The 21,891-nt window shown below is 70.9% G+C and carries 17 protein-coding genes; 8 read left to right on the forward strand and 9 right to left on the reverse strand.

Annotated elements, in window-relative coordinates:
* Positions 1–77 precede the first annotated feature (77 nt).
* The 4 genes from ABZ896_RS10880 to ABZ896_RS10895 form a co-directional block, all read right to left on the reverse strand.
* Positions 78–6,275, reverse strand: coding sequence for a DNRLRE domain-containing protein (locus ABZ896_RS10880; RefSeq protein WP_360925303.1), 6,198 nt, complete (start codon positions 6,273–6,275; stop codon positions 78–80).
* A gap of 229 nt (positions 6,276–6,504) precedes the next feature.
* On the reverse strand, positions 6,505–7,191 hold the full coding sequence (locus ABZ896_RS10885) for a hypothetical protein (protein ID WP_360925306.1): 687 nt from the start codon (positions 7,189–7,191) through the stop codon (positions 6,505–6,507).
* A gap of 3 nt (positions 7,192–7,194) precedes the next feature.
* On the reverse strand, positions 7,195–7,584 hold the full coding sequence (locus ABZ896_RS10890; protein WP_360925309.1) for a hypothetical protein: 390 nt from the start codon (positions 7,582–7,584) through the stop codon (positions 7,195–7,197).
* A gap of 102 nt (positions 7,585–7,686) precedes the next feature.
* Entirely contained in the window at positions 7,687–8,568 is an 882-nt protein-coding gene (locus ABZ896_RS10895) for a LysR family transcriptional regulator (RefSeq protein WP_360925312.1), read from the reverse strand.
* A 169-nt stretch (positions 8,569–8,737) separates the two neighbouring features.
* On the opposite strand from ABZ896_RS10895, the gene ABZ896_RS10900 reads away from it, so the two are divergent.
* Complete coding sequence (locus tag ABZ896_RS10900) at positions 8,738–9,280, forward strand: DUF6817 domain-containing protein (RefSeq protein ID WP_360925315.1); 543 nt, start codon at positions 8,738–8,740, stop codon at positions 9,278–9,280.
* 63 nt (positions 9,281–9,343) lie between these two features.
* Positions 9,344–11,080, forward strand: a complete 1,737-nt coding sequence (gene kstD, locus ABZ896_RS10905; protein ID WP_360925318.1) for a 3-oxosteroid 1-dehydrogenase — start codon at positions 9,344–9,346, stop codon at positions 11,078–11,080.
* Positions 11,081–11,105: 25 nt separating this feature from the next.
* Here kstD and ABZ896_RS10910 read toward each other — a convergent pair whose 3' ends face one another.
* The 3 genes from ABZ896_RS10910 to ABZ896_RS10920 all read right to left on the reverse strand — a co-directional run bounded on the left by ABZ896_RS10910 (position 11,106) and on the right by ABZ896_RS10920 (position 12,790).
* The gene (locus ABZ896_RS10910) at positions 11,106–11,738 is read right to left on the reverse strand and encodes a methyltransferase domain-containing protein (RefSeq protein ID WP_360925321.1); all 633 of its coding nucleotides are present in this window, start codon (positions 11,736–11,738) and stop codon (positions 11,106–11,108) included.
* Positions 11,739–11,810: 72 nt separating this feature from the next.
* The gene (locus ABZ896_RS10915; RefSeq protein ID WP_360925324.1) at positions 11,811–12,125 is read right to left on the reverse strand and encodes an AzlD domain-containing protein; all 315 of its coding nucleotides are present in this window, start codon (positions 12,123–12,125) and stop codon (positions 11,811–11,813) included.
* Positions 12,122–12,790 (reverse strand): AzlC family ABC transporter permease, encoded by a 669-nt coding sequence (locus ABZ896_RS10920; protein WP_360925327.1) that lies wholly within the window; start codon positions 12,788–12,790, stop codon positions 12,122–12,124. Before ABZ896_RS10920 ends, ABZ896_RS10915 begins: the two co-directional genes overlap by 4 nt.
* Before the next feature lie 68 nt (positions 12,791–12,858).
* Between ABZ896_RS10920 and ABZ896_RS10925 the strand changes: the two genes are divergently transcribed.
* On the forward strand, positions 12,859–13,425 hold the full coding sequence (locus ABZ896_RS10925; protein WP_360925330.1) for an XRE family transcriptional regulator: 567 nt from the start codon (positions 12,859–12,861) through the stop codon (positions 13,423–13,425).
* Positions 13,426–13,532: 107 nt separating this feature from the next.
* Here the strand turns inward: ABZ896_RS10925 and ABZ896_RS10930 are convergent, their stop codons facing one another.
* Positions 13,533–13,736, reverse strand: a complete 204-nt coding sequence (locus ABZ896_RS10930; RefSeq protein WP_003992177.1) for a cold-shock protein — start codon at positions 13,734–13,736, stop codon at positions 13,533–13,535.
* A 282-nt stretch (positions 13,737–14,018) separates the two neighbouring features.
* On the opposite strand from ABZ896_RS10930, the gene ABZ896_RS10935 reads away from it, so the two are divergent.
* Complete coding sequence (locus ABZ896_RS10935) at positions 14,019–14,867, forward strand: menaquinone biosynthesis protein (RefSeq protein WP_360925333.1); 849 nt, start codon at positions 14,019–14,021, stop codon at positions 14,865–14,867.
* A 38-nt stretch (positions 14,868–14,905) separates the two neighbouring features.
* The gene (locus ABZ896_RS10940) at positions 14,906–16,615 is read left to right on the forward strand and encodes a serine/threonine-protein kinase (protein WP_360925336.1); all 1,710 of its coding nucleotides are present in this window, start codon (positions 14,906–14,908) and stop codon (positions 16,613–16,615) included.
* Positions 16,616–16,622: 7 nt separating this feature from the next.
* Here ABZ896_RS10940 and ABZ896_RS10945 read toward each other — a convergent pair whose 3' ends face one another.
* Positions 16,623–19,013, reverse strand: a complete 2,391-nt coding sequence (locus tag ABZ896_RS10945) for an endonuclease/exonuclease/phosphatase family protein (protein WP_360925503.1) — start codon at positions 19,011–19,013, stop codon at positions 16,623–16,625.
* A gap of 224 nt (positions 19,014–19,237) precedes the next feature.
* Here ABZ896_RS10945 and ABZ896_RS10950 point away from each other — a divergent pair, with 224 nt between their 5' ends.
* The 3 genes from ABZ896_RS10950 to ABZ896_RS10960 all read left to right on the forward strand — a co-directional run bounded on the left by ABZ896_RS10950 (position 19,238) and on the right by ABZ896_RS10960 (position 21,883).
* Positions 19,238–19,963, forward strand: coding sequence for an A24 family peptidase (locus ABZ896_RS10950; RefSeq protein WP_360925506.1), 726 nt, complete (start codon positions 19,238–19,240; stop codon positions 19,961–19,963).
* A gap of 120 nt (positions 19,964–20,083) precedes the next feature.
* Positions 20,084–21,283: a cyclic dehypoxanthinyl futalosine synthase gene (gene mqnC / locus ABZ896_RS10955; RefSeq protein ID WP_360925339.1), complete on the forward strand. Its 1,200-nt coding sequence runs from the start codon at positions 20,084–20,086 to the stop codon at positions 21,281–21,283.
* 18 nt (positions 21,284–21,301) lie between these two features.
* Positions 21,302–21,883, forward strand: coding sequence for a hypothetical protein (locus tag ABZ896_RS10960; protein WP_360925342.1), 582 nt, complete (start codon positions 21,302–21,304; stop codon positions 21,881–21,883).
* Positions 21,884–21,891 lie beyond the last annotated feature (8 nt).

A 21,891-nucleotide genomic window follows, 5' to 3' on the forward strand; every position in this document is an offset into this window, starting at 1 on the left:
CGTGGGGGTGTCGTCTCTCGGCGGCCGGAGGGGCCCCCGACCGGAACCGGCCGGGGACCCCTCTTGTGCACTGTGGGTCAGATATAGCGGTTGTAGGAGCCGTAGCGGTAACCGGGGGCGTAGTAGGTCCGCCGGTAGGTGGTGACCGGTCCTCTCGTGTGCCAGTAGTCCAGACCGGTCGCGACCACACTGACCTCCCAGCCCAAGGTCCGGGCCACACCCCGGCCGAAGAGGTGCCAGCCGGTGCGCCGGGCGTGGCGTGCTCCGTATCGGCAGAACCGGTTGCAGAAGGAGCCGTGGAAGTGCCCGGCCGTGACAGAGCCCGTACCGCCGGACGCGTAGTGCCACGCCTTGCGGTAGTGCCCGTGGAGTCCCGCGCCTCCGGCGTCGATCCATGAGCGGTAGCTGAAGAAGGACACCGCGTTCCAGAAGGAGCGATGGCCCCACCAGCGGCCGTCGAGGTCGTAGTGGTCCAGTGGTTCGCCGTTGCCGTAGTCGTACGCGTTCGCCGATCCTCCCGGTACCGGGTCGATCGACAGGAAGCGTCCGGTGGTGGGGTCGTAGAGGCGGACGCCCATGAGGACGGCGCCGGTGACGGTCTCGGTGGAGCGTTGCTTGCCGCCGAGCCAGCCGTAGCGGGCGGCGGCGGTGGCGTCCTCCGGGTTGCCGTACTCGTCGTAGGACTGCGAGGTCGGCGCCACGGAGGTGTCCAGCGGAAGCTGGACCGTGACGTCGCCGTGGACGTCGGTCAGTTGCAGCACCGTGCTTCCGGTGGCGCTGGTGACCGCGTCGAGGTCGCCGTCGATGCCCTGTACGTCGCGGGTGATCGTCGAAGCGCTCTCCTGTACCCAGTCGGGGCTGTCACCGCCCGAGCCGTAGTGGTTGGTCTTCGACCCGGTCTGGGTCCAGGTGCCGTCCGTGCCCTGGGTCTCGGTGGTCCAGGCGGCGAGGCGTCCGGCCGCGTCCAGGCTCCAGGTCTGCCGGGCGGTGCCCGAAGTCTGTTGCCGGACGAGGTCGTTGGCGTAGTAGCCGATGGTGGCGCCGGAGGCCTGGGTGGTCGTCCGCCCGAAGGCGTCGTAGACCGTGCCCGAGGTGGTCAGACGGTCGGCGCTGTCGTACGTGTACGACGTGGTGGTGGCGCCGGTGGAGGTGCAGTCCGCGCCCACGGCGCCCGCCAGGGTGGCGAGGGCGGTGCGGTTGGTGTTCTTGTCGAAGGTGTAGTCGCGGCGGGTGCAGGCGCCGTCCGGGTCGGTGTCATCCGCCCTCGTCAGACGTCCGGCCGCGTCGAAGCCGTAAGTACGGCTGCGGGTCTGCCCGTTGGTGTCCGTGTCGGCGACCGTCTGGTCCTGCACCGAGTGGTCGACCGTGTCGGAGGCGACGACCGTGCCGTCGCTGTCCCGCGTGTAGACCCGGGAGGTCTCGGCGCCGGTCTCGTCCTGGGTGGTGGTCAGGGTGTAGCCGCCGGGCAGGGACTCGGTGGCCAGGCCGCCGTCCGCGTCGTAGGTCGCGGCGAAGGTGCCCGCGACCGAGTCGGTGCGCGAAGTCTCCAGGCCGCGGGGGTCCTTGGCGGTGTCGTAGGTGTAAGTGGTCGTGGAGGGCGCTGAGTCGGTGGTCTGCACCGGGCGGCCGAGCGCGTCGAACTGCGTGGCCGTGGTGTTGCCCGCGCCGTCGTTGTAGGAGATCTCCCTGCCGAGCTGGTCGTAGGTGTGGGTGATGGTCTGGCCGTTGGAGGTGACCGTGGCCACGTCACCGCTGCCGGAGTCGTAGGTCGTGGTGGTGTCCGGGACCGCGGTGCCCACCCCGCCGCTGACCGCCGTGGTCGTGAGACGTCCCGCGGCGTCGTAGGTGTCGGTGGTGGTGCGGGTGACCGAGTTCGCGGTCTCCGTGATCTTGGCGGTGCTGCCCCAGCGGTCGTACTCGACGGTCTTGGTGGGCAGTTGGGCGGGGTTGGAGCCGCCGTCGGTGATGGCGGCGGCCGGGCCGGTGGAGCAGACCAGGTCGGCCCACTCCGGCCTGCCGTTGCACGCGCCGGTGCCGGTGGCCGCGTAGTACGTGGTGACCGTGGCGCCCGCGTCCGAGCCGGACGACTTCGGCAGGGTGGTCTTGGTGACCCGGCCCTGGGAGTCGTACGACGTCGTCTTCGTCAGCGCCAGCCCGGACGGGTCGGTGACGACCGCGGTGGGCAGGCCCTTGACCCAGTCGTACTGGGTCGTTGAGGTACGCACGTCGCCGTCGGACGGGTAACCGTCCACGAAGGCGCCCACCTTGGTGGTGGTGACCTGGTTGGCGACGGTGGCCGTGCCGTCGGTCGGGCGGCCCTCGTCATAGGAGTTGACCGTGTGCTGGCGGGCCGCGACCTCGGAGCCCGCCGCCAGGTCGGTGCCGCCGCTGCCCGCCGCGAGCGCCGAGGTGAGGGTCACCTGGTGCAGCGGGCCGTACTCGTCGGTCTCCCGCAGACCGTCCGAGGAGTACACCGAGTTCGTCGACAGCTGCTCGGCGCGGTCGGCGCTGCTCATCTGGTCGATGGACAGGGCGACTTGCTCGGCCAGGCCGTTTCCGCCGGTGGCGAGGGCCACTTCGCGGTTGGCGGCGGTCAGTTCACGGATCGTGTTGCCGAAGCGGTCGTACTCGGTGGTGGTGATGTGGCCGCCGGGTGTGGCGGTGTCGACCTCGCGTCCGGAGGCGTCGGTGTAGGTGATGGTCGCCCGGGTGTAGGCCGAGGCGGCCAGGTCCGAGCCGGTGTTGGAGGACGGCACGGAGTCGGCGGGGAAGACGGCGGTGGCGTCCGTGGGGACGTCCGTCTGGCCCCAGGCGGCCACGTCCGAAGTGCCCAGCGCGTCGGGGGCCTTGGTGCCCGACAACGGGACGTCGTAGACGACACTCGTCGTCGCCGTGGTGCCGTCGGTGGTGCTCTTGGTGCCCGCGGTCAGGTTCGGCCGGGACGCCTTGAGGAGCATGCCCGCGCCCGCGGTGGCGGCGTTGCCGGCGGTGCCGTAGGTGAAGGTCCAGGGGAGTTCACCGGGCGGGGTCAGGGTGGCGACGCGGCCCGAACTGTCGTAGGTGTAGGCGGTCTTGAGGGCCGGACTGATCCGCGGGTCCCACTGCTCGCGCAGGCGGCCGGAGCTGTCGTAGGAGTACTGGGAGACGACGGTGGCGGTGGCCGCCGAGGCGCCCGGGTCGGTGGCCCACTCCTTGATCTGCTGGACCTGTCCGGTGTAGTCGCCGAGCGCGCTGGAGGTGGCGGTGGTGGAGGTCGCGTAGACGAACTCCAGCATCCGGCAGCCCTTGGTCGACGGCGTGGTCTCGCAGGTCGAGTTGGCGACGGCGGAGGTGGGGGCGATGACGTACTTCGGGCGGGCCAGGGTGGCGCTGCCCGAAGTGACCTTCTCCGAGACCACCTTGGTGGTGGAGTTGTCGGTCGGCAGATAGGTGCTCGACACCTGCCAGGTCGTGGCCGCCGGGTCCACCTTGGCGAACGTGGTGGTGGTGCCCTGGTCGTCCTTCAGGGTGAAGGAGCCGGTCACGGAACCGGTCAGGGTCAGGTCCTCCGAGCCGGGCTCGGGCTTCCAGCCGCCCGCCGAGGTGGCGGTGAAGCCGGTCTCGTCGCCGTCGACGTCCACCAGCGACACCGCGGTGGCGGTGGTGGCAGAGGTCCCGGAGGTCTTGCGGATGTAGGCCCAGTCGGAGTCGGTGATCTCCGCGGTGGTCCCGGAGGTCCACTGCGGGCCGAAGATCGCCACCTGGCCCTCCGCGTCCGAGCCCGCGGTCGGGCGGCGCGAGGACGCGGTGCGCGAGACGGACAGGCCGAAGCCGGAGGCGTCGGTGGCGGACAGGCCGTAGTCACCGGTGAGGGTGTTGACGGAGCCGGGGCCGACCTGGGCGCTCGGCGCGGTGCCCGCGTTGCGGTCCACGGTGACCGTGTGGGACGACGAGTACGCGGTCGTCGTGCCGTCGGTGAACGCGGCGCGCACGTCGATCGGGCCGTCCTGGGACAGCGAGGTGGTGATGTTCCAGGTCAGCGCGGCCGGGGAACCGCCGGTCACGGCGACCGGCCAGGCCGAGACCGCCGAGTTGTCGGAGGACTTGGTGACATCCGCCAGGGGCACGTCGGCCCAGGAGTCGGTCTCACCGCGCCGGTACTGGTAGGTGACGCCCGTGTAGGTCGTCTTGCCGGTCGAGGTGAGGCTGACCCGGCGGGCGGCCGTGTCGCCGTCGGACGGGGTCAGCAGCCCCGCGCCGTCGCCGACACCGAAGGCGTACTTCGTCGTCGTGGTGGAGAGGTTGCCGCCGGAGTCGATCGTCTTGGCGTACAGCGTGTGCCAGTCCTCGCCCGGGGCGATGGTGATGGTCAGCGGGTCACCGCCGTTGCCGTCCGCGGTGTCGTAGACCGACTTGGGGGTGCTGGAGTCGTCCAGGCCCCACAGGTAGCCCTGACCGTCGGTCGAGGAGGTGTCCAGGGTGCAGGTCGCACCGCTGTCGGCCTTCGCGGTCCAGGTGTTCTGGGTGTACGGGGTGCAACTGACCGTGGGCGCTGCGGGCTTGGCGACGTTCGGCACGAAGTACAGGTACGACGACCAGGCGCCGTAGTCGGTGCCGTCGTAGCCGCGTACCCGCATCCGCATGTGCTGCGCGGGCAGCGCGCCGGTGCTGGGCACCGCGTAGGTGGCCGTGCCGCCGGAGGCGACGGACGCGCTGGTGACGGTGTTCGAGTAGGTGGCCTCGCTGCTGTAGGCGGGGTCGTTGGTGATCTCGAACTGCGCCTTGACGGAGGAGCCGTCCGCGTCCGTCACCTTCGCGGAGAGGGTCGGCGTGTAGGTGGTGATGTACCGCTTCCCGCTGTACGCGTTCACACTGCTCGGCGAGACCGCCAACGCACTCGTGGTGGCATACGAGTTGTAGGTCACCGTCAGGTGCGGCTCGACCGAGTTGTCGCCCGAGACGTAGTTCACCGAGCGGAACCGGCGCCAGGTCGACGAGTCGGCCTCGTCCGCGCCGCGGACCTGGAGGCCGTAGTTGGCCGAACCGCCCGCCCAGGCCTGCACGATGGCGTCGATGTCGAAGTTCTCGGTACCGGCCGGGCAGTCGGTGCTGGAGTAGCCCTTGGCGGCCGTGTTCGTCACCGCGCCCGTGGTCGTGGTCGACGGCTGGGTGGACCAGGTGACGTCCGAGGACGACCAGGTGGAGGTGATCCGCCGTACCTGCGTGCCCGCGCCCGAGGTGGAGCAGGTCGAGGAGTAGTACGAGTACAGGGCGAGGTTCGTGTCCGTGATGTGCTTGCCGACGAACTTCGACACGTCGAACTTCAGATACGAGCGCGCGATGTCCGTACCGCCGTCGTACGTACCCGACTTCAGTTCCGTCGAGGAGACCTGGGAGTCGGGGTAGTCCGGGGTCTGCACCCAGGTGTCCGTGGTCACCGCGAGGGTGGAGGTGGGGTCGACCGTCACCGGGTACTGGGCGGTGGCCAGGAAGTCCTTGTCCGGGGTCAGCACCAGGGTCTGCGCACCGTCGGCGGCCGTCTCGACCTTGGTCGTGACCTGCTGCTGGTGGTCGGATTCACCGGACGCCGGGTTCTTGGAGGCGTCCCACATCATCGGGGCCGGCGCCTCGGCGACCAGTTTGCCGCCGTGGTCCTTCAGCAGCAGGTGCCCGGAGTCGGCCTGGGAGAGCACAAGTCCCTTGAGATCCAGAGGGATCCGGTACGACACCGTGCCGTCGGCGGGCTGCTGGGCGAGCTTGATGTCCTCCGAGAAGCCCTGCGCCAGCGCGGTGACCGAGAGGGTCTGGCCGCTGCCCAGGGCGTAGGAGGCGGTGCTGTTCCTCACCGACGGGGTGGGCAGTTTGTCCTGCCAGCCCAGCCCGAAGGACTGCTTGCCCTTGGTCACCGACGCCAGCGCGGTGTCCCCGCCGTCCGAGACCGCGATGTCCGCCGCGCTCGCGGCCGGGGTGAGGTCGGCGCCGGTGTCGGACAACGAGGTGTCGATGTCCTTCCACGCGCCGTCCCGCTTCACCCGGACCGGCCCGGCGAACGCCTCCGTCTGCAACTCCCCGCTGGGCAGCGCGTACGTCGTCGAGTCCGCGGAACGCTCCGACAGCACCTCGATCCTGCGGTGCTGGAGACGGGCCATCAGGATCGCGGACGCCTCGTCCTGGGCCTCGGCGGGACCGAGTTTCCCGGCCGCGTGCGACTTGGTGGAGGCCGTGGTGGCGGTGGTCGCCGCGAACGCGGCACCGGTGTCCATCGACATCAGGGCCGCGTCGGCGGCGAGCAGCATGACCACTCCGACGGCGGTCCGTCTCAGTCTTCGCCCGGCGGGCATGGGTCTGTGACGCACTATCAGTTCCCTCCCTCGTCACTCCACGCGTTTCGCATTTCACGGCGCGGAGCCAACAGAAACGAACCGATCTTCACGAAAGGGTCCGAGTGCGCTCAGGGGACCCACATGCGGCACTCAACGAACACCCAATTCCGGCCCAGTGGGTCACCAAGGGCAGACCAAGGGCTCACTGCGGAAGGGGGTATTTGCACCTCTTCGCCCCGAGGTAGGTCCGCGGTGAGATTTTCCTCAGGGATGGAAGAAGACATGGAGCAATGGGTGAGAAAACGGCAAACTCACTGCTTCCACAGGCGTACGGTGCCGAGTCCGTCCCCGGTGGCGAGAAGTCGGCCGTCCGGGCGGCCGTCGGGTCCACGCTCCGCAGCCGCACACCGTAGGCGTCCGCGTACGCGAAGAGCGTGCTGTCGGAGCTGAATCTTCCGCCGCCGGGGGAGTACATGTCGATGGTCGGGGCGCCGGTCTCCCTGTTCCACAGCCGGGTATCGGTGGAGTCGTTCCCCCGCGTGGCGATCGATGTGCCGTCCGGGCTGAGGACCATGGTGGACACGCCACCGGTGCCGTCGAGGATGTTGGTCGGCCTGCCCGTCCTCAGGTCCCACAGCCTTACCGTGCCGTCGAAGCCCGCCGTGACGAGGACCTTGCCGTCAGGGGTGAACCTCATGTTCGTCACGGCGTCGACGAGGGTCTTGTAGGGGGTGGTCGGGGGGAGGACCTCGAAACCGGCGATCTCGGGGTCCCGCAGCACCGCGGCGAGTGCCTCGGCGTCGTGGGCCGGGGCGGTCAGCCCCCGCAGCCCGGTGGCCCGGTAGTCGTACGTGGCGACCAGCAGGGTCAGTCGGCGGCCTGTGGCCATGGCTTATCCGGCGTCCCTGTGCCGTCGGACGTACGCCTCGATCAGGGCCCGGCGCTCGGCGTCGGTGGCGCGTTCCAGCTCGATCGTGTCCCCGTCGATGGTCACGGACACCCGGTGCCGGGCGGCGGAACGGGCGAGCCAGTCCCGCACGGTGTCGATCAGCGCCGGGAACACCCCACCGGCCGCGCTCAGCGCCACGACCATCGCGCCGACCGTCACCGGGTCGGTGCCCTTGGCGCCCTCGGGGAGGGGTCCGGCGGGGCGGGAGTGGAGCGACTCGATGTCGAGAGCGGCGATCTCGGCGCGCAGGGCGCGGGTGACGCGCTCGGCCCGCTCGGGATCGACCTCCGGATCGGGTACGACGACCACGTCGACTTTCAGCACACCGTCCATGTCCCCCTGCTCCCGCTGATGACCGGTCACTTGATCCGTCGCTGGACAATGCACCCACAGTGTGGCCCGAAAAGCCTTCTGGGGCGACGCGTTCGCGACTGTTCACGACTGACGGTGGCACCTCGCGACCACCGCGTCCGCGAACGCCCGCGCCGACGGCGACAACGCCGTCCAGTTCCGCACCGCCCACCCCACCGACAGCGGACGCAGCGCGGGGAAGGGGATCAGCCGCAGTCCGCCGCGGACACCCGGCAACTCCGGTACCAGCGCCCGCCCGAGCCCCAGCTCCGCCAGCAGCATCGCGGTGTCCCAGTCCGCCACTCCCGTGTCGAACTCCGGTCTCACGCCCAACTCGGCGAACGCGGCGTCCAGATGGGCGGCCGAGGTGGAGTTCGGGGGCAGCCGCAGCAGTCGTACGCCGAGGAGGTCCTCGGCCCCGACACGGGACCGGTCGGCCAACGGGTCGTCGGCGGGGACCGCCAGGACCCACGGGAGGTCCATCACCGGGCGCTGCTCGATCCCGCGCACCGGCCCGCCCAGGGTGATCCAGGCGAGGTCGAGGCTGCTGTCCGCGAGCGCGTCGAAGCAGCCGCGGCTGGAGGACTCGGTCCTGAACTCCAGGTTGACCCGGGGGTGTTGGCGCCGGAAGGCGACCACCGCGTCCGCCATGAAGTGCCGTACGGTCGTCGCGCCGGTCGCCACCCGCACCGAGCCGCTCTCCCCGTCGACCATCTCCCGCAGCCGCCGCAGCGCCAGATCCAGTCCGGCGATGCCGTCGGCTGCGGCCGTCTCCAGCACGCGGCCCGCCCGGGTCGGTACGACACCCCGCGGCTGCCGCTCCAGCAGGCTCACGCCCGTCTCCCGCTCCAGTCGCTTCACGTGCTGGCTCACCGCGGACTGAGTACAGCCGAGATCCCGCGCCACGGCGCTGAGACTCCCCGCCCGGCACACGGCGACGAAGACACGCAGATCGTCGAGGGTCACAACACCCAAGCTAACACTTGGAGTTACCGACAAATCCATAGGATTGACTGGCCCCACCCCCACGTACGACCATCTCCCCAGGGCCCAGGCGGCAACCCGCCCCCACCCGGGAAGGGGCGGGTGCCGACCCAAGCTCCCCAGGGCCCCGCCGGCCGAAGGGACCCCACCCGTGCCCACGCCTGCCACCACCGACAAAGCCCGAGCCCTGCTACGCCGGCTCGGCGCCCACACCGCCCCACACCCCGGCGGCACCCTCCTCACCCACCTCGAACGCGTCCGCATCCAGCTCGCGCTATGGGGCGCCCGTCAGGAGCTCCAACTCGCCGGTCTCTGCCACGCCTTCTACGGCACAGACGGCTTCCCCACCGCCCTGCTCCCGCTCGACCGCCGCTCCGAACTCGCCGCCGTGATCGGCCCGGAGGCCGAGACGATCGTGCACTTCTACGCGAGCTGTGACCGCGGAGCCACGTACCCCCATCTCTTGGAGCCCTTCTTCCGGGACCGCTTCACCGGGCGAAGCCACACCCCCGACCCGGCCCTGTGCCGGGACTTCGCCGAGTTGACCGCCGCCAACGAACTCGACCTGGCACGACGGGACTTCGCGTTCCGCGAGCGGTGGGGGCCCGAACTGCTCGCACTGCTCACCCGGTTCAGGCCTCTCCTGAGCGCGGCCGCCTGGCGTGACACCTTCGCCGTGCTTCACGCGTCTTGACTTCTCAAGACCCCCGCGCGACATTCCGGACCCTTCGTCCATACCAAGCGCAGGGGGCCGATCATGAGCGTGACCCGAAGACGTGTGCTCGCCGGAGGCGCCGGGGCCGGGGCGTCCGTCGCCGTGGGGGTGCGGACGGAAGCGCGGGCCGCCGCCCCGCCGCTCCTCGGGACGTACGACGTCGTCGTCATCGGATCCGGTGCCGCCGGGATGACCGCCGCGCTCACCGCCGCCAAACAGGGACTCAGCACCGTCGTCCTGGAGAAGGCGCCGACCTTCGGCGGTTCCGCCGCCCGTTCCGGCGCCGGGATCTGGATCCCGAACAACCCCGTCGTCCTCGCCGCCGGTGTCCCCGACACCCCGGCCAAGGCGGCCGCCTACCTCGCCGCGGTCGTCGGCTCCGACGTCCCCGCCGCCCGCCAGAACGCCTTCCTCGCCCACGGCCCCGCCATGATCTCCTTCGTCATGGCCAACAGCCCCCTCCGCTTCCGCTGGATGGAGGGCTACAGCGACTACTACCCCGAACTTCCCGGCGGCCTCCCGAACGGCCGCTCCATCGAACCCGACCAGCTCGACGGCAACATCCTCGGCGCCGAACTCGCCCACCTGAACCCGCCGTACCTCGAAGTCCCCGCCGGACTGGTCGTGTTCAGCGCCGACTACAAGTGGCTCGCCCTGTCCGCGGTCAGCGTCAAGGGCGCCGCCGTCGCCGCCGAATGCCTGGCCCGCGGCACCCAGGCCGCCCTGCTCGGCCAGACCCCGCTCACCATGGGCCAGTCCCTCGCCGCGGGACTGCGCAAGGGACTCATGACCGCGGGCGTACCCGTCCAACTCAACACACCCCTCACCGAGTTGTACGTCGAGAACGGCGCCGTCACCGGAGCCGTGACCCCCGCCGGTCTCTACCGCGCCCGGCGCGGAGTGATCGTCGGCTCCGGCGGCTTCGAGCACAACGCGGCCATGCGGGCGCAGTACCAGCAACAGCCCATCGGCACGGAGTGGACCGTCGGCGCGAAGGAGAACACCGGCGACGGCATCCGAGCGGGCCAACAGGTCGGCGCCGGACTCGCGTTGATGGACGACGCCTGGTGGGGCCCGGCGATCCCGCTCCCCGGCGAGCCGTACTTCTGCCTCGCCGAACGCACGCTCCCCGGCGGTCTGCTCGTCAACGCGGCCGGGCGGCGCTTCGTCAACGAGGCCGCGCCCTACAGCGACGTCGTCCACACCATGTACGAGCGCAACCCGACCGACCCCGACATCCCGTCCTGGCTGATCGTCGACCAGAACTACCGCAACCGGTACCTCTTCAAGGACGTCGCGCCGACCTTCGTCCTGCCCGCCGACTGGTACAGCTCCGGCGCCGCCCACAAGGAGTGGACGCTGGACGCCCTCGCGACCTCGATCGGGGTGCCGTCGGCCGCCCTGCGCACCACCGTCGACCGCTTCAACTCCCTCGCGCTGAAAGGGGACGACACCGACTTCGGGCGCGGCGACAGCGTCTACGACCACTACTACACGGACCCCGCGATCCTCCCCAACTCCTGCCTCGCGCCCCTGTGGTTGCCCCCGTACTACGCCTTCCGGATCGTCCCCGGCGACCTCGGTACGAAGGGCGGCCTGCGGACGGACGCGCGGGCGCGGGTGCTGCGCCCTGACGGTTCGGTGATCCCGGGTCTGTACGCCGCCGGGAACGCCAGCGCGGCCGTCATGGGCCACAGTTACGCGGGCGCGGGCTCGACGATCGGGCCGGCGATGACGTTCGGGTACATCGCGGCGCGGGATCTGGCGGGGGTTCTCTAGCCCTTCAGTTCTTAGTCCTTAGTCCTTAGTCCTTGCGGACGATCAGGTGGGCCTGGCGGGTCGGTTCCGTGCCCTGGGGTTCGCGCACCGTCTGGGAGACGGGGGCGAACCCCGCCGCCCTGAGCAGGCCCATGACCTGGTCCGGCTGCCGGCGCAGGAAGTCCAGGGCCACCGGGTGGCCCCAGGGCTGTTCGTGGCGGTTGGGGACGTCGCCCACCTGGAAGGCGATGAGGAGGTGGCCGCCGGGGGTGAGGACTCGGCGGCACTCGGCGAAGAGGGAGGGGAGTTCGTCCACAGGGGTGTGGATGGAGGAGTACCAGGAGACGACGCCGGTGAGGTGCCCGTCCGGGAGGTCCAGGGCCAGCATGGAGCCCTGTTCGAAGCGGAGGCCGGGGTTTTCGCGGCGGGCGATCGTCAGCATCGATTCCGAGAGGTCCAGGCCGAAGACATCGAGGCCGAGGGAGGAGAGGTGGGCGGTGACTCTGCCGGGGCCGCAGCCGAGGTCGGCGACGGCCGCGCCCTCACCGAGCAGTCCGGCGAAAGCGGCGAGTGTGGCGCGGTCCAGAGGGGAGTCGGCGAGAGGGTCCCTGAACAGTTCGGCGTAGTCCTCGGCGATGGCGTCGTAGAAGGTGCGGGTGGTGGTCACGAAGTCGGTCATGGGTGGGGACGGTAGTGGGTGGGTGCGGGTTCGTGGGGGCTGGTCGCGCAGTTCCCCGCGCCCCTAGGTCGGTCAAGTCACGCCTAGACCGCGCAGTACTGCCGTCGCAGCCGCCGCTCCCAGTACCACCACCGCGAACGGGGCCCTGCGCCATGCCAGCGCCGCCCCCACCAACACGCCCGCCGGACGCGCCCACCCCGCGAAACCACCGCCCTCCGTCAGCGCGCCCGTCGCCAGTAGCGCCACCAACAACACCACTGCCCCGGCCGACAGCAACTCCTGTACCCGCCCCGGCAGTTGCACCCGCCCGTGCAACACCGGTCCCACCAACCGAAACGCGTACGTCCCTACCGCCAGCGCCAGGATCATCGTCACCGTCGCGTTCATGCGGAGTCCCTTCGGCCGTACGCCACCAGGCCCGCCAGGGCCAGTAGCACCGGGACCCCCGCCGGGACGGCCGGTGTCGCCGACAGGGCGATCGCCGCGCCGAGCAGCGCGGAACGTCGTACGGCCGAATCCGTGCGCAGGGTCGGTAGGACCAGCGCGACCAGGACCGCCGGGAACGCGGCGTCCAGGCCGTATGTGGCCGTGTCGCCCAGGGCGCTGCCCGCCAGCGCGCCCAGCAGGACCCCCGCGTTCCACACGGCGAACAGGCCGAGGCCGGAGATCCAGAAGGCCGCGCGGCGGCGGGCGGGGTCGGGCTGGGCGAGGGCGAAGGCCACCGTTTCGTCGGTGACCAGGTGGGCGCCCACGAGGCGGGTCGTCCAACGCCGGCCCAGGATGTCCGCCACGGCCAGACTGTAGGCCGCCGTACGGGTGTTGAGGAGGAGGCCGGTGGCCGCCGCGGCGAGCGGGCCGCCCCCGGCGAGCAGCACACCGACCGCGCTGAACTGGGCGGAGCCCGCGTACACGACCAGGGACATCACCACCGGCACCCACACCGGCAGGCCCCCGGCCACGGCGATCGCTCCGAAGGAGACGCCGACGATCCCACCGGCGAGCCAGACGAGCGCGCTGTCACGGACCAAGGGTGTTCGGTAGAACGTACGCATGTTCACTACACTGGACGGAAGCCACCTCGTTCGTCAAGGCGAACGGTCGTACCGATGGAGCGAACGAAATGACCGACAGCCCCCCGCCCCGCCTCCCCCTGGACTGGATCGCCGCCTCGCTCAAGCGTGAGCGCGCCCGGTCTGGGCTCTCCCTCTCCGAGCTGGCCAAGCGCGCCGGGATCGCCAAGTCCACGCTGTCCCAGCTGGAGGCGGCCGGCGGGAACCCGAGCGTGGAGACGCTGTGGGCGCTGGGGGTGGCGCTCGGGGTGCCGTTCAGCGCGCTGGTGGAGCCGCCGGCGCCGTCCGTGCGGGTCGTCCGGGCGGGGCAGGGGCCGAGCGTGGCCTCCGAGAAGGCGGAGTTCGCGGCCACGCTGCTGTCGGCCAGCCCGCCCGGGGCGCGGCGGGACATCTATCACCTACGGGCCGAACCCGGGGCGGTACGGGAATCGGAGCCGCATATTCCGGGATCTGTGGAGCATCTGGTCGTGAGCACGGGGAGGCTGAAGGCCGGTCCGTCGGGGGAGGAGGTCGAGCTGGGGTCCGGCGACTACATGACGTATCGCGGGGATGTCGCCCATTCCTACGAGGCGCTCGCGCCCGGGACGACGTTCGTGCTGGTCATGCAGCATGTCTGAAGGCCCTGCGGGGAAGGCAGGAGCCCCGATGCCGTGCGGCTCGGGGCTCCTTGGGTACTGCTCTCAGGTCCGGATCAGAGACGGGATCGCCTCGGAGTCTGGATCACTCAGACGGGGGTGACGTTCTCCGCCTGCGGGCCCTTCGGGCCCTGGGTGACGTCGAAGGAGACCTGCTGGTTCTCCTCCAGCGAACGGAAGCCGCTCGCGTTGATGGCGGAGTAGTGGACGAAGACGTCCGGGCCGCCGCCCTCCTGGGCGATGAAGCCAAAGCCCTTTTCGGCGTTGAACCACTTCACGGTTCCGGTAGCCATAAGCCCTCCTTGGGCCCAAAGGGTTGCCCTGCTCCAGAACCTGCAAGTGTGAAAGCTAATGCCGCACTGCATACGTCTGAAAACGACTAGAGCCCGCGGTCACATGCTCCGCAGGCTCTGTACTGCAAGGGAAACCAAACTGCAACTTGCGGCGAGCCTAGCACGCAGGCAGCCGAAAGCAATAGAGGTCAAGATCACGTCACCCGGACGTTTGAAGATCGTGTGAGCGTTGACCCGGGGGCCGAAGGCTAGACCGTACCGCAAGGGGTCTAGTCTCGCGATGTGGACAATTCTCGCACCCGGCCGCGCGTCGGCCACATCCAGTTCCTCAACTGCCTGCCCCTGTACTGGGGGCTCGCGAGAACCGGCACCCTCCTCGACTTCGAGCTGACCAAGGACACCCCCGAGAAGCTCAGCGAGCAGCTGGTGCGGGGCGACCTCGACATCGGGCCCATCACCCTCGTCGAGTTCCTGCGCAACGCCGACGACCTGGTCGCCTTCCCGGACATCGCCGTCGGCTGCGACGGCCCGGTCATGTCCTGCGTGATCGTCTCGCAGGTCCCCCTGGACGAGCTGGACGGCGCCCGGGTCGCCCTCGGCTCGACCTCCCGCACCTCCGTGCGCCTCGCCCAGCTGCTGCTCGCCGAGCGGTACGGCGTCCGGCCCGACTACTACACCTGCCCGCCCGACCTCAGCCTGATGATGCAGGAGGCCGAGGCCGCCGTACTCATCGGAGACGCGGCGCTGCGGGCCAATCTGCTGGACGGTCCGCGCTACGGCCTCCAGGTGCACGACCTCGGCGCGCTCTGGAAGGAGTGGACCGGGCTGCCCTTCGTCTTCGCGGTGTGGGCGGCCCGCCGGGACTACCTGGAGCGCGAGCCGGTCATCACCCGCCGGGTCCACGAGGCCTTCCTCGACTCCCGCAACCTCTCCCTGGAGGAGGTCGGCAAGGTCGCCGAGCAGGCGGCCCGCTGGGAGTCCTTCGACGAGCAGGTCCTGGAGAAGTACTTCACCACCCTCGACTTCCGCTTCGGCGCCCCCCAGTTGGAGGCGGTCGCGGAGTTCGCCCGCCGCGTCGGTCCGACAACGGGTTTCCCCGCGGACGTGAAGGTGGAACTGCTCCGGCCCTAACCTGCATCTGGTGGGTACGGGGTGTTGGGGGAGGCAGTATGCAGCCGCTCGGAGTGGACGAGCCCGGTGCCGTGGGTCCCTACCGCCTGCTCGGGCGGCTCGGGTCCGGCGGGATGGGGCGGGTCTACCTCGGCCGCAGCGCCGGAGGACGGACCGTCGCCGTCAAGATCGTGCACCCGCACTTCGCGCTCGACGAGGAGTTCCGCGCCCGCTTCCGGCGCGAGGTGGACGCGGCCCGGCGGGTGGGCGGGGCGTGGACCGCGCCGGTGCTCGACGCGGACCCGGAGGCGGCGGTGCCGTGGGTCGCCACGGGGTATGCGGCCGGTCCGTCCCTGAGCGCGGCCGTCGCGGACGGCGGTCCGCTGCCGGGTCATTCCGTACGGGCCCTGGGGGCGGGCCTCGCCGAGGCGCTGGCGGCCGTCCACGACCTGGGGCTGGTGCACCGGGACGTGAAGCCGTCGAACGTGCTGCTCACCCTGGACGGCCCGCTCCTGATCGACTTCGGCATCGCGCGGGCGACCGACGGCACGGCCTCCCTGACCTCCACCGGCGTCTCGATCGGCTCGCCCGGATACATGTCGCCCGAGCAGATCCTCGGCAAGGGGGCCACCGGGGCAGCCGACGTCTTCTCCCTCGGCGCGGTGCTGGTGTTCGCGGCGACGGGACAGCCGCCGTTCCCCGGGGACTCCTCCGCCGCGCTCCTCTACAAGGTCGTCCACGAGGAGCCCGAGTTCGGCGCGCTGGACGGTGACGTACGGGAGATCGCCGCGGCCTGCCTCGCGAAGTCGCCTCAGGAACGGCCGACGCCCGGGGAGGTGGCCCGGCGCCTCGCCCCGGAGGGCGCGGCCCGCCTCGTCACGGGCGGCTGGCTGCCGGGCGCGCTGGTGGAACAGGTGAGCCGGAGCGCCGTACACCTGCTGAACCTGGAGACGGCGGTCGAGGAGACGCCGTCGGGCCCGGTGGGGTTCAGCAGCCCTTCGGTGGGGGCGTTCGGACCGGCGCCGGTGATGGAACAGCAAGTGGTCCCGGCCCTTCCCGAGCCGCGGGACGCGTCGCCGTACGAGACCGTGGTGCCGCCTTCGGATCCTTCCGGCCAACGGCCCGGGAAGGTCTCCGTCTCCGTGGCCGCCTCCTCCGCGCCGGGCGACAACGGGCGGGGCCGTCGGCTGAGTTGCACCGTCGCGCTCGCCGTCGCCGGGGCGCTCGCCGCGGTGACCGTGGGGTCGGTGTTCGTGTTCGATCTGCTGCCCGGCAGGGGCGACGACGATTCGAGCGGCTCGGACTCGGCGGCGCGACCACCGGGGGCCTCCGCGTCGGCGTCCGGATCCGCGTCGGCGTCGGCCACCTCCGCGCCGCCCCCCACGCCCACCTCCCTCCCCACGGACGACTCGGCCGCCCAGGTCCCCGCGAGCTATGTGGGCACCTGGGAAGGGCCGGCGAGCGGGCTCGACGGTGCCGTCCCGATGGGGACCTTCCGGCTGACGGTCCGCCGGGTGGTCGTGGGCGAGGAGTTGGGCCGGATGCGCCAGACGGACGCCATCGGCGCGGTCTGCAACGACATCCTGACGCTCAAGGAGGTCACCACGACCGAACTCGTGGCGACCTCCGTGGGCGCGAAGGACAACCACTCCGGCTGCAACCCCGCCGCCCACACGGTCCGCATCGCTCCGGCCGGCGACGACCTGAAGTACGTGTCGGAGAGTGCGGCGGAGGGGTATCCGCAGGCCAGGCTGTCCAAGGTGGACTGAACCGGGCTCAGTGCCCCCGGCACCTGCTCACGTCGATCCGCACGATCTGCGGGTCGTGGTCGCTGGCCTGGTCGGCGAACTCCGCGTTGAGGTGGACCACGTCGTAGTCGTAGTGCGTGACGGCCGGGGTCGTCAGCGTGTGGTCCAGCGTCTGGGAGTTGCCGTCGTAGACGTAGGTGTAGCGCTCGGCGGCGGGCAGCGTGGTGACGAGGTCCTTCAGGACGCCGCCGTCCGTCAGCGTGGTGACCGTGTTCGAGAACTCGAAGTCGTTCAGGTCGCCCAGGACCACCGCCTTCGCGTCCTTGTCCGCCGCCAGCAGCGACTTGACGAAGGTGTTCACCTCCGCGGCCTGCTTGGCGCGCTGCGTCTCCGAGCTGCGGGCCGGCGGCTGGTAGCGGCTGTGCAGGGACTGGTCGCCGCCCTTGGAGGTGAAGTGGTTGGCGATCACGAAGACCGACTCGCCGTGGAAGAGGAACTCACCGACCAGCGGCTTGCGGCTGCTGTCCCACGCGTCGCTGGTGGGGTCGATGCGGCCGGGGGAGTACGTGAGGGTCGCGCCCTTGCGGGTCTTCACCACGCTCGTCGCCGTCGTGGCGTCGCCGCCCGCCCGGTCCACGAAGGAGACCCGCTTGGGGTTGAAGAGGAAGACCTGGCGGATGTTGCCGCCGGGCTCGCCGCCGTCCTTGTTGTTCTCGGGGGAGATGTACCGCCAGGAGTAGCGCGGGCCGCCCGCCGCGCGGATCGCGTCGGTGAACCGGGTCAGGGTCTGCTCGGCGCTCACCGTGCCGTCGTTGGTCGCGCCGTTGTCGTCCTGGATCTCCTCCAGGGCCACGACGTCCGGCGACCTGAGGTTGACGGCGACGCCCTGCGCGAGGCGGTCGAACTTCTCCTGGTCGTCGAGCGCGTCCAGGTTCTCCACGTTGTACGTGGCCACCGCCAGCTCGTCGCCCTTCTGGCGGCGGGTCACCTCCTGCTTGAGGCCGTTGTCGACCAGGGTGCCCAGCTGGGTCGCCTGGACGTTGTAGCCGCCGTAGGTGGAGTAGTCGAGCGGTCCTGTGGTGGTGCCGGAGAGCTCGTCGCCGACGTTCGCCGCGGGGAAGGCGGTGGTGGTGTCGAGCGACATCACCTCCACGCGACCGGTGTTCTGCTGGTCGTAGGAGGAGTAGAGAGTGCCGCCGCGCTTCGTCGGGCTCTCGTCCGGCTTGACCGTCACCCACAGCTCGCCGTACGCGTCGCTGGCGCCGACCACGCGCGCGTCGGAGAACGTGGTGCGCATGCCCTCCAGGGACTCGTAGAAGTCCAGGGCGTAGGTGGTGGGTTCGAGCGGGAGGGACTCGATGCTGCCGCCGCCGGCGGTGGGCGTGTAGGCGTCCGGGACCGACGAGGCGTCCAGGGTCACGGCAGCGGGCAGCGTGTTGCCGGAGGACAGGACCGTGGTGACCGGGCCGGTGATCTCGGTGACCGACTGGTTGCCGCTGCCCGGGTAGTACTCGCTGACCTTGCCGGTGACCAGGACGGAGTCGCCGACCGCCACGGCGGGCGTGGCCGAGCCGGTGTACACGAAGACACCCTCGCTGGTGCGGGGGTCGGCGTCCGGGGTCGGGTCCTGGATCCAGAAGCCCTTCGAGCCTGAGGTCCGGACGCCGGTGACGATGCCGGGGACCCGGGTGACCGCCTTGCCGGCGTACGGGGAGAGCCGGGTGGTGCCCTGGATGTCGTGGACGCGGAGGGTGCCGGGGTCGGTCGTACCGCCGCCGGTGTCGCCGCCGCCGTCGCCCGTACCGGGCGTCTGGCCCGCCGAGTTGACGGGTGAGGGGGTCCCGGCGGTGAAGTCGGCGGCGTTGTCGTCGGTGTCGGCGAGGGACTCGGCGCGGGCCACGGAGGCGGTGTTGGAGGCGCCGGTCGCGGGGCCGCCGCCCTCGCGGACGACCGCGGTGCCGTAGCCGACCAGGTCCACGATCCGGGTGTCGGCGGCGCAGTCCGCGGCGGTCTTGCAGGCCAGCGCGGTGGTGCCGGAGACCAGGGCGATGGTGCCGGTGGTCGCGCTCATCGCGATCGCGCCGGACGCGTCGGGGGTGGGCAGGGCCGTCGTACCGCCGCTGCCGGTGCCCTCGCCGACCAGGTACCGGCCGCCGGCGGCGACCGTACCGGCGAGGGAGGTCACCTGCCAGGCGGAGGAGGCGGAGGGCGAACCGGGCAGGTACTGCACGCTGTAGCCCGACAGGTCCAGGACGTCGGAGCCCGCGTTGGCGAGCTCGACGAAGTCCCGGGTCAGGGTGGCGCCCGAGTTGCCCCCGCCGCCGTACACCTCGGCGATCACCGCGGTGGCGGACGGGGCGGCGAAGGCGGCGGGGATCGCGGTGAGGGCGAGTGCGCCCGCTGCGCCTACGGATATCAGCGGGTACGCGGCGCGACGGGCGCCGGATCTTCTGCGTGAGGGCCTGGACACGCTGGCGGTCTCCTCGGGTTGGACGGTCAACGCTCCGCTGGGGCGCGGTGGTTGGGCTTGGCGTGGGGGGACCTGTGGGGAGTCGGCTCAAGTTACGCGCGTAGAAAGGGCGGTGCCAAGGGGTGTGTGTTAAATCGGGGGAACAGGTTGGTGATATGTGGGGGTGACGGGTGCTGGACACGCTCACGGTCGTCGCCGTGGCCGCTGTGTGGGGGGCGGGCGCGGGGGCGCTGCTGCCACGGGCGGCTTATCGGTTGTCGGTACCGGCAGAGGAGTCCTGGCGTTCGGTCTGCCCCGAGGGGCACCTCGTCCGAGGGTGGCTCGGGCCGGGGCGTTGCGGGGAGTGCAGGTCGGTGTACGGCCCCCGCACCCCCCTCGTCTCCGCCCTCACCGCCCTCCTCTGCGTGCTGCTCGCGCTCGCCACGGACACCCGTCCCGACCTCGCCGTCTGGCTGCTGCTGACGCCCGTCGCCGTGCTGCTCGCCCTCGTCGACCTGCGGGTACGACGACTCCCGGACGTCCTGACGCTGCCGCTCGCGGCGGCCGCGCTGGGGTTGCTCGCGCTGCTCTCCCTGGTGCCGGAGCACACGGGCCACTGGCCGACCGCGCTCTACGGCAGCCTCGCGCTCGGCGCCTTCTACTACCTCCTCTACCGCATCAACCCGGGCGGTATGGGCTTCGGCGACGTCAAGCTGGCCCTCGGCGCGGGCGCGGCCCTCGGCTGGTACGGCTGGCCGACACTCCTCCTGGGCACCTTCGCCGGCTTCCTGCTGGGCGCGCTGTACGGCGGCGCCCTGGTCGTGGCACGGAAGGCGAACCGGAAGACGACGATCCCCTTCGGCCCGTTCCTGATCGCGGGGGCGTACCTGGGCCTGCTGATCGGGGCGTACGCGGCCTGACCTCAGCGCTGTCGGTCCCCTGGCGTAGGCTGGGCGCGTCCGCCCGCCCGTCTCCCACCACCACCCTTATTCAGAGCGCTTCGCGCACACCTCCCGATTCCTTACGAAAGGGACGCTCCGGTGACCGAGAAGGCCGACCTTCAGTCCGTGCTCGACCGTGCCGCCGACGGTGGGCGGATCACGCCGGAGGAGGCGCTCGACCTCTACCGCGACGCCCCGCTGCACGCGCTCGGCGCCGCCGCCGACGCCGTACGACGGCGCCGGTACGCGGGTACCGAGCACATCGCGACGTACATCATCGAGCGGAACATCAACTACACGAACGTCTGCGTCACGGCCTGCAAGTTCTGCGCCTTCTACGCCCCGCCCACCGCCAAGGACAAGGGCTGGACCCGCGACCTCGACGACATCCTGCGCCGGTGCGCGGAGACCGTCGAACTCGGCGGCACGCAGATCATGTTCCAGGGCGGCCACCACCCGGACTACGGCGTCGAGTACTACGAGAAGCACTTCGCCGCCATCAAGAAGGCGTACCCGCAGCTGGTCATCCACTCCCTCGGCGCGTCCGAGGTCGAGCACATGGCCCGGATCTCCAAGGTGACGGTGGAGGAGGCGATCCAGCGGATCCACACCGCCGGCCTCGACTCCTTCGCCGGCGCCGGCGCCGAGCTGCTCCCCGAGCGCCCCCGCAAGGCCATCGCCCCCCTCAAGGAGTCCGGCGAGCGCTGGCTGGAGATCATGGAGACCGCGCACCGGCTGGGCGTGGAGTCCACCTCCACCATGCTCATGGGCACCGGCGAGACCAACGCCGAGCGCATCGAGCACCTGCGCATGATCCGCGACGTCCAGGACCGCACGGGCGGCTTCCGCGCCTTCATCCCGTACCTCTACCAGCCCATGAACAACCACCTGAAGGGCCGCACCCAGGCCACGATCTTCGAGTACCTCCGGATGATCGCGATCTCCCGGCTCTTCATGGACAACATCGCCCACATCCAGGGCTCCTGGCTCACCACCGGCCAGGACGCGGGCCAGCTCACGCTGCACTACGGCGCCGACGACCTCGGCTCGGTCATGCTGGAGGAGAACGTCGTCTCGGCGGCGGGAGCCAAGCACCGCTCCAACCTCCAGGAAATGATCGACATGATCCGCACCGCGGGCCGTGTCCCGGCCCAGCGCTCCACGACGTACGAGCACCTCGTCGTCCACGACGACCCGGCGAACGACCCGGTCGACGCGCGCGTCATGTCCCACATCTCCTCGACGGCCATCGCGGGCGGCACGGCCCACCCCGAGCTGAAGATCCTCGCCTCCAACTAGGGCGTCGACGGGGGAAGCTTGCTGACGATCCACAGGGCCCCGCTGCTCCTCCCGGGCGGCGGCGGTGAGCCTTTGCGCGACGGCGCGGTCCTGATCGAGGGACAGCGGATCACGGCCGTAGAGGTGTACGAGGTGCTGGCGGCCGCCCACCCGACGGCAAGGGTGCGCCGCTGGCCGGGAGTCCTCACCCCGGGCCTGGTGAACCCGCACGGCCCCGAACTCCTGGAACAGACCTACCACCCGGACCCACGCGAGGACGTGACAGAGGTCCACTGGGGCGCGAGCGCGAGGCGGGGAGTCCAGCGGATGCTGGCGCACGGGACGGTGGCGGTGGCGGGGAACCTGCGGAGACCGGCTGCCCTGGACGCCGTACGACGGGCGGGTCTGCGGATTGTGCAACGGGCCGTGGTGGGTGAGCCCGTGTTTGACCTGCTGAAGGGCCGGAATCTTGAGGATGTGCGCTGGGAGCCCTTGTCCCCCGGCGTGGACGCCACATTCACGGTCTTCGACGCACCAGACGAACCCGCACTGGCAAAGATCGGCGCGTCGTCGTGTGTGGCAACGGTGATCGCGGGTCGCTTGCTGTACCGCGCACGGTGAGAGCTTTT

Origin of the sequence: Streptomyces sp. NPDC047072 (assembly GCF_040643855.1) — a bacterium.
In the GTDB taxonomy this organism is placed as follows: Bacteria; Actinomycetota; Actinomycetes; order Streptomycetales; family Streptomycetaceae; genus Streptomyces.

What these genes read in the sequence shown, in the direction of transcription:
- ABZ896_RS10880 (WP_360925303.1), bottom strand. Translation starts at nt 6,275, where the DNA reads ATGCTGCTCGCCGCCGACGCGGCCCTGATGTCGATGGACACCGGTGCC.
- ABZ896_RS10885 (WP_360925306.1), bottom strand. Translation starts at nt 7,191, where the DNA reads ATGGCCACAGGCCGCCGACTGACCCTGCTGGTCGCCACGTACGACTAC.
- ABZ896_RS10890 (WP_360925309.1), bottom strand. Translation starts at nt 7,584, where the DNA reads ATGGACGGTGTGCTGAAAGTCGACGTGGTCGTCGTACCCGATCCGGAG.
- kstD (WP_360925318.1), top strand. Translation starts at nt 9,344, where the DNA reads ATGAGCGTGACCCGAAGACGTGTGCTCGCCGGAGGCGCCGGGGCCGGG.
- ABZ896_RS10910 (WP_360925321.1), bottom strand. Translation starts at nt 11,738, where the DNA reads ATGACCGACTTCGTGACCACCACCCGCACCTTCTACGACGCCATCGCC.
- ABZ896_RS10915 (WP_360925324.1), bottom strand. Translation starts at nt 12,125, where the DNA reads ATGAACGCGACGGTGACGATGATCCTGGCGCTGGCGGTAGGGACGTAC.
- ABZ896_RS10920 (WP_360925327.1), bottom strand. Translation starts at nt 12,790, where the DNA reads ATGCGTACGTTCTACCGAACACCCTTGGTCCGTGACAGCGCGCTCGTC.
- ABZ896_RS10925 (WP_360925330.1), top strand. Translation starts at nt 12,859, where the DNA reads ATGACCGACAGCCCCCCGCCCCGCCTCCCCCTGGACTGGATCGCCGCC.
- ABZ896_RS10930 (WP_003992177.1), bottom strand. Translation starts at nt 13,736, where the DNA reads ATGGCTACCGGAACCGTGAAGTGGTTCAACGCCGAAAAGGGCTTTGGC.
- ABZ896_RS10940 (WP_360925336.1), top strand. Translation starts at nt 14,906, where the DNA reads ATGCAGCCGCTCGGAGTGGACGAGCCCGGTGCCGTGGGTCCCTACCGC.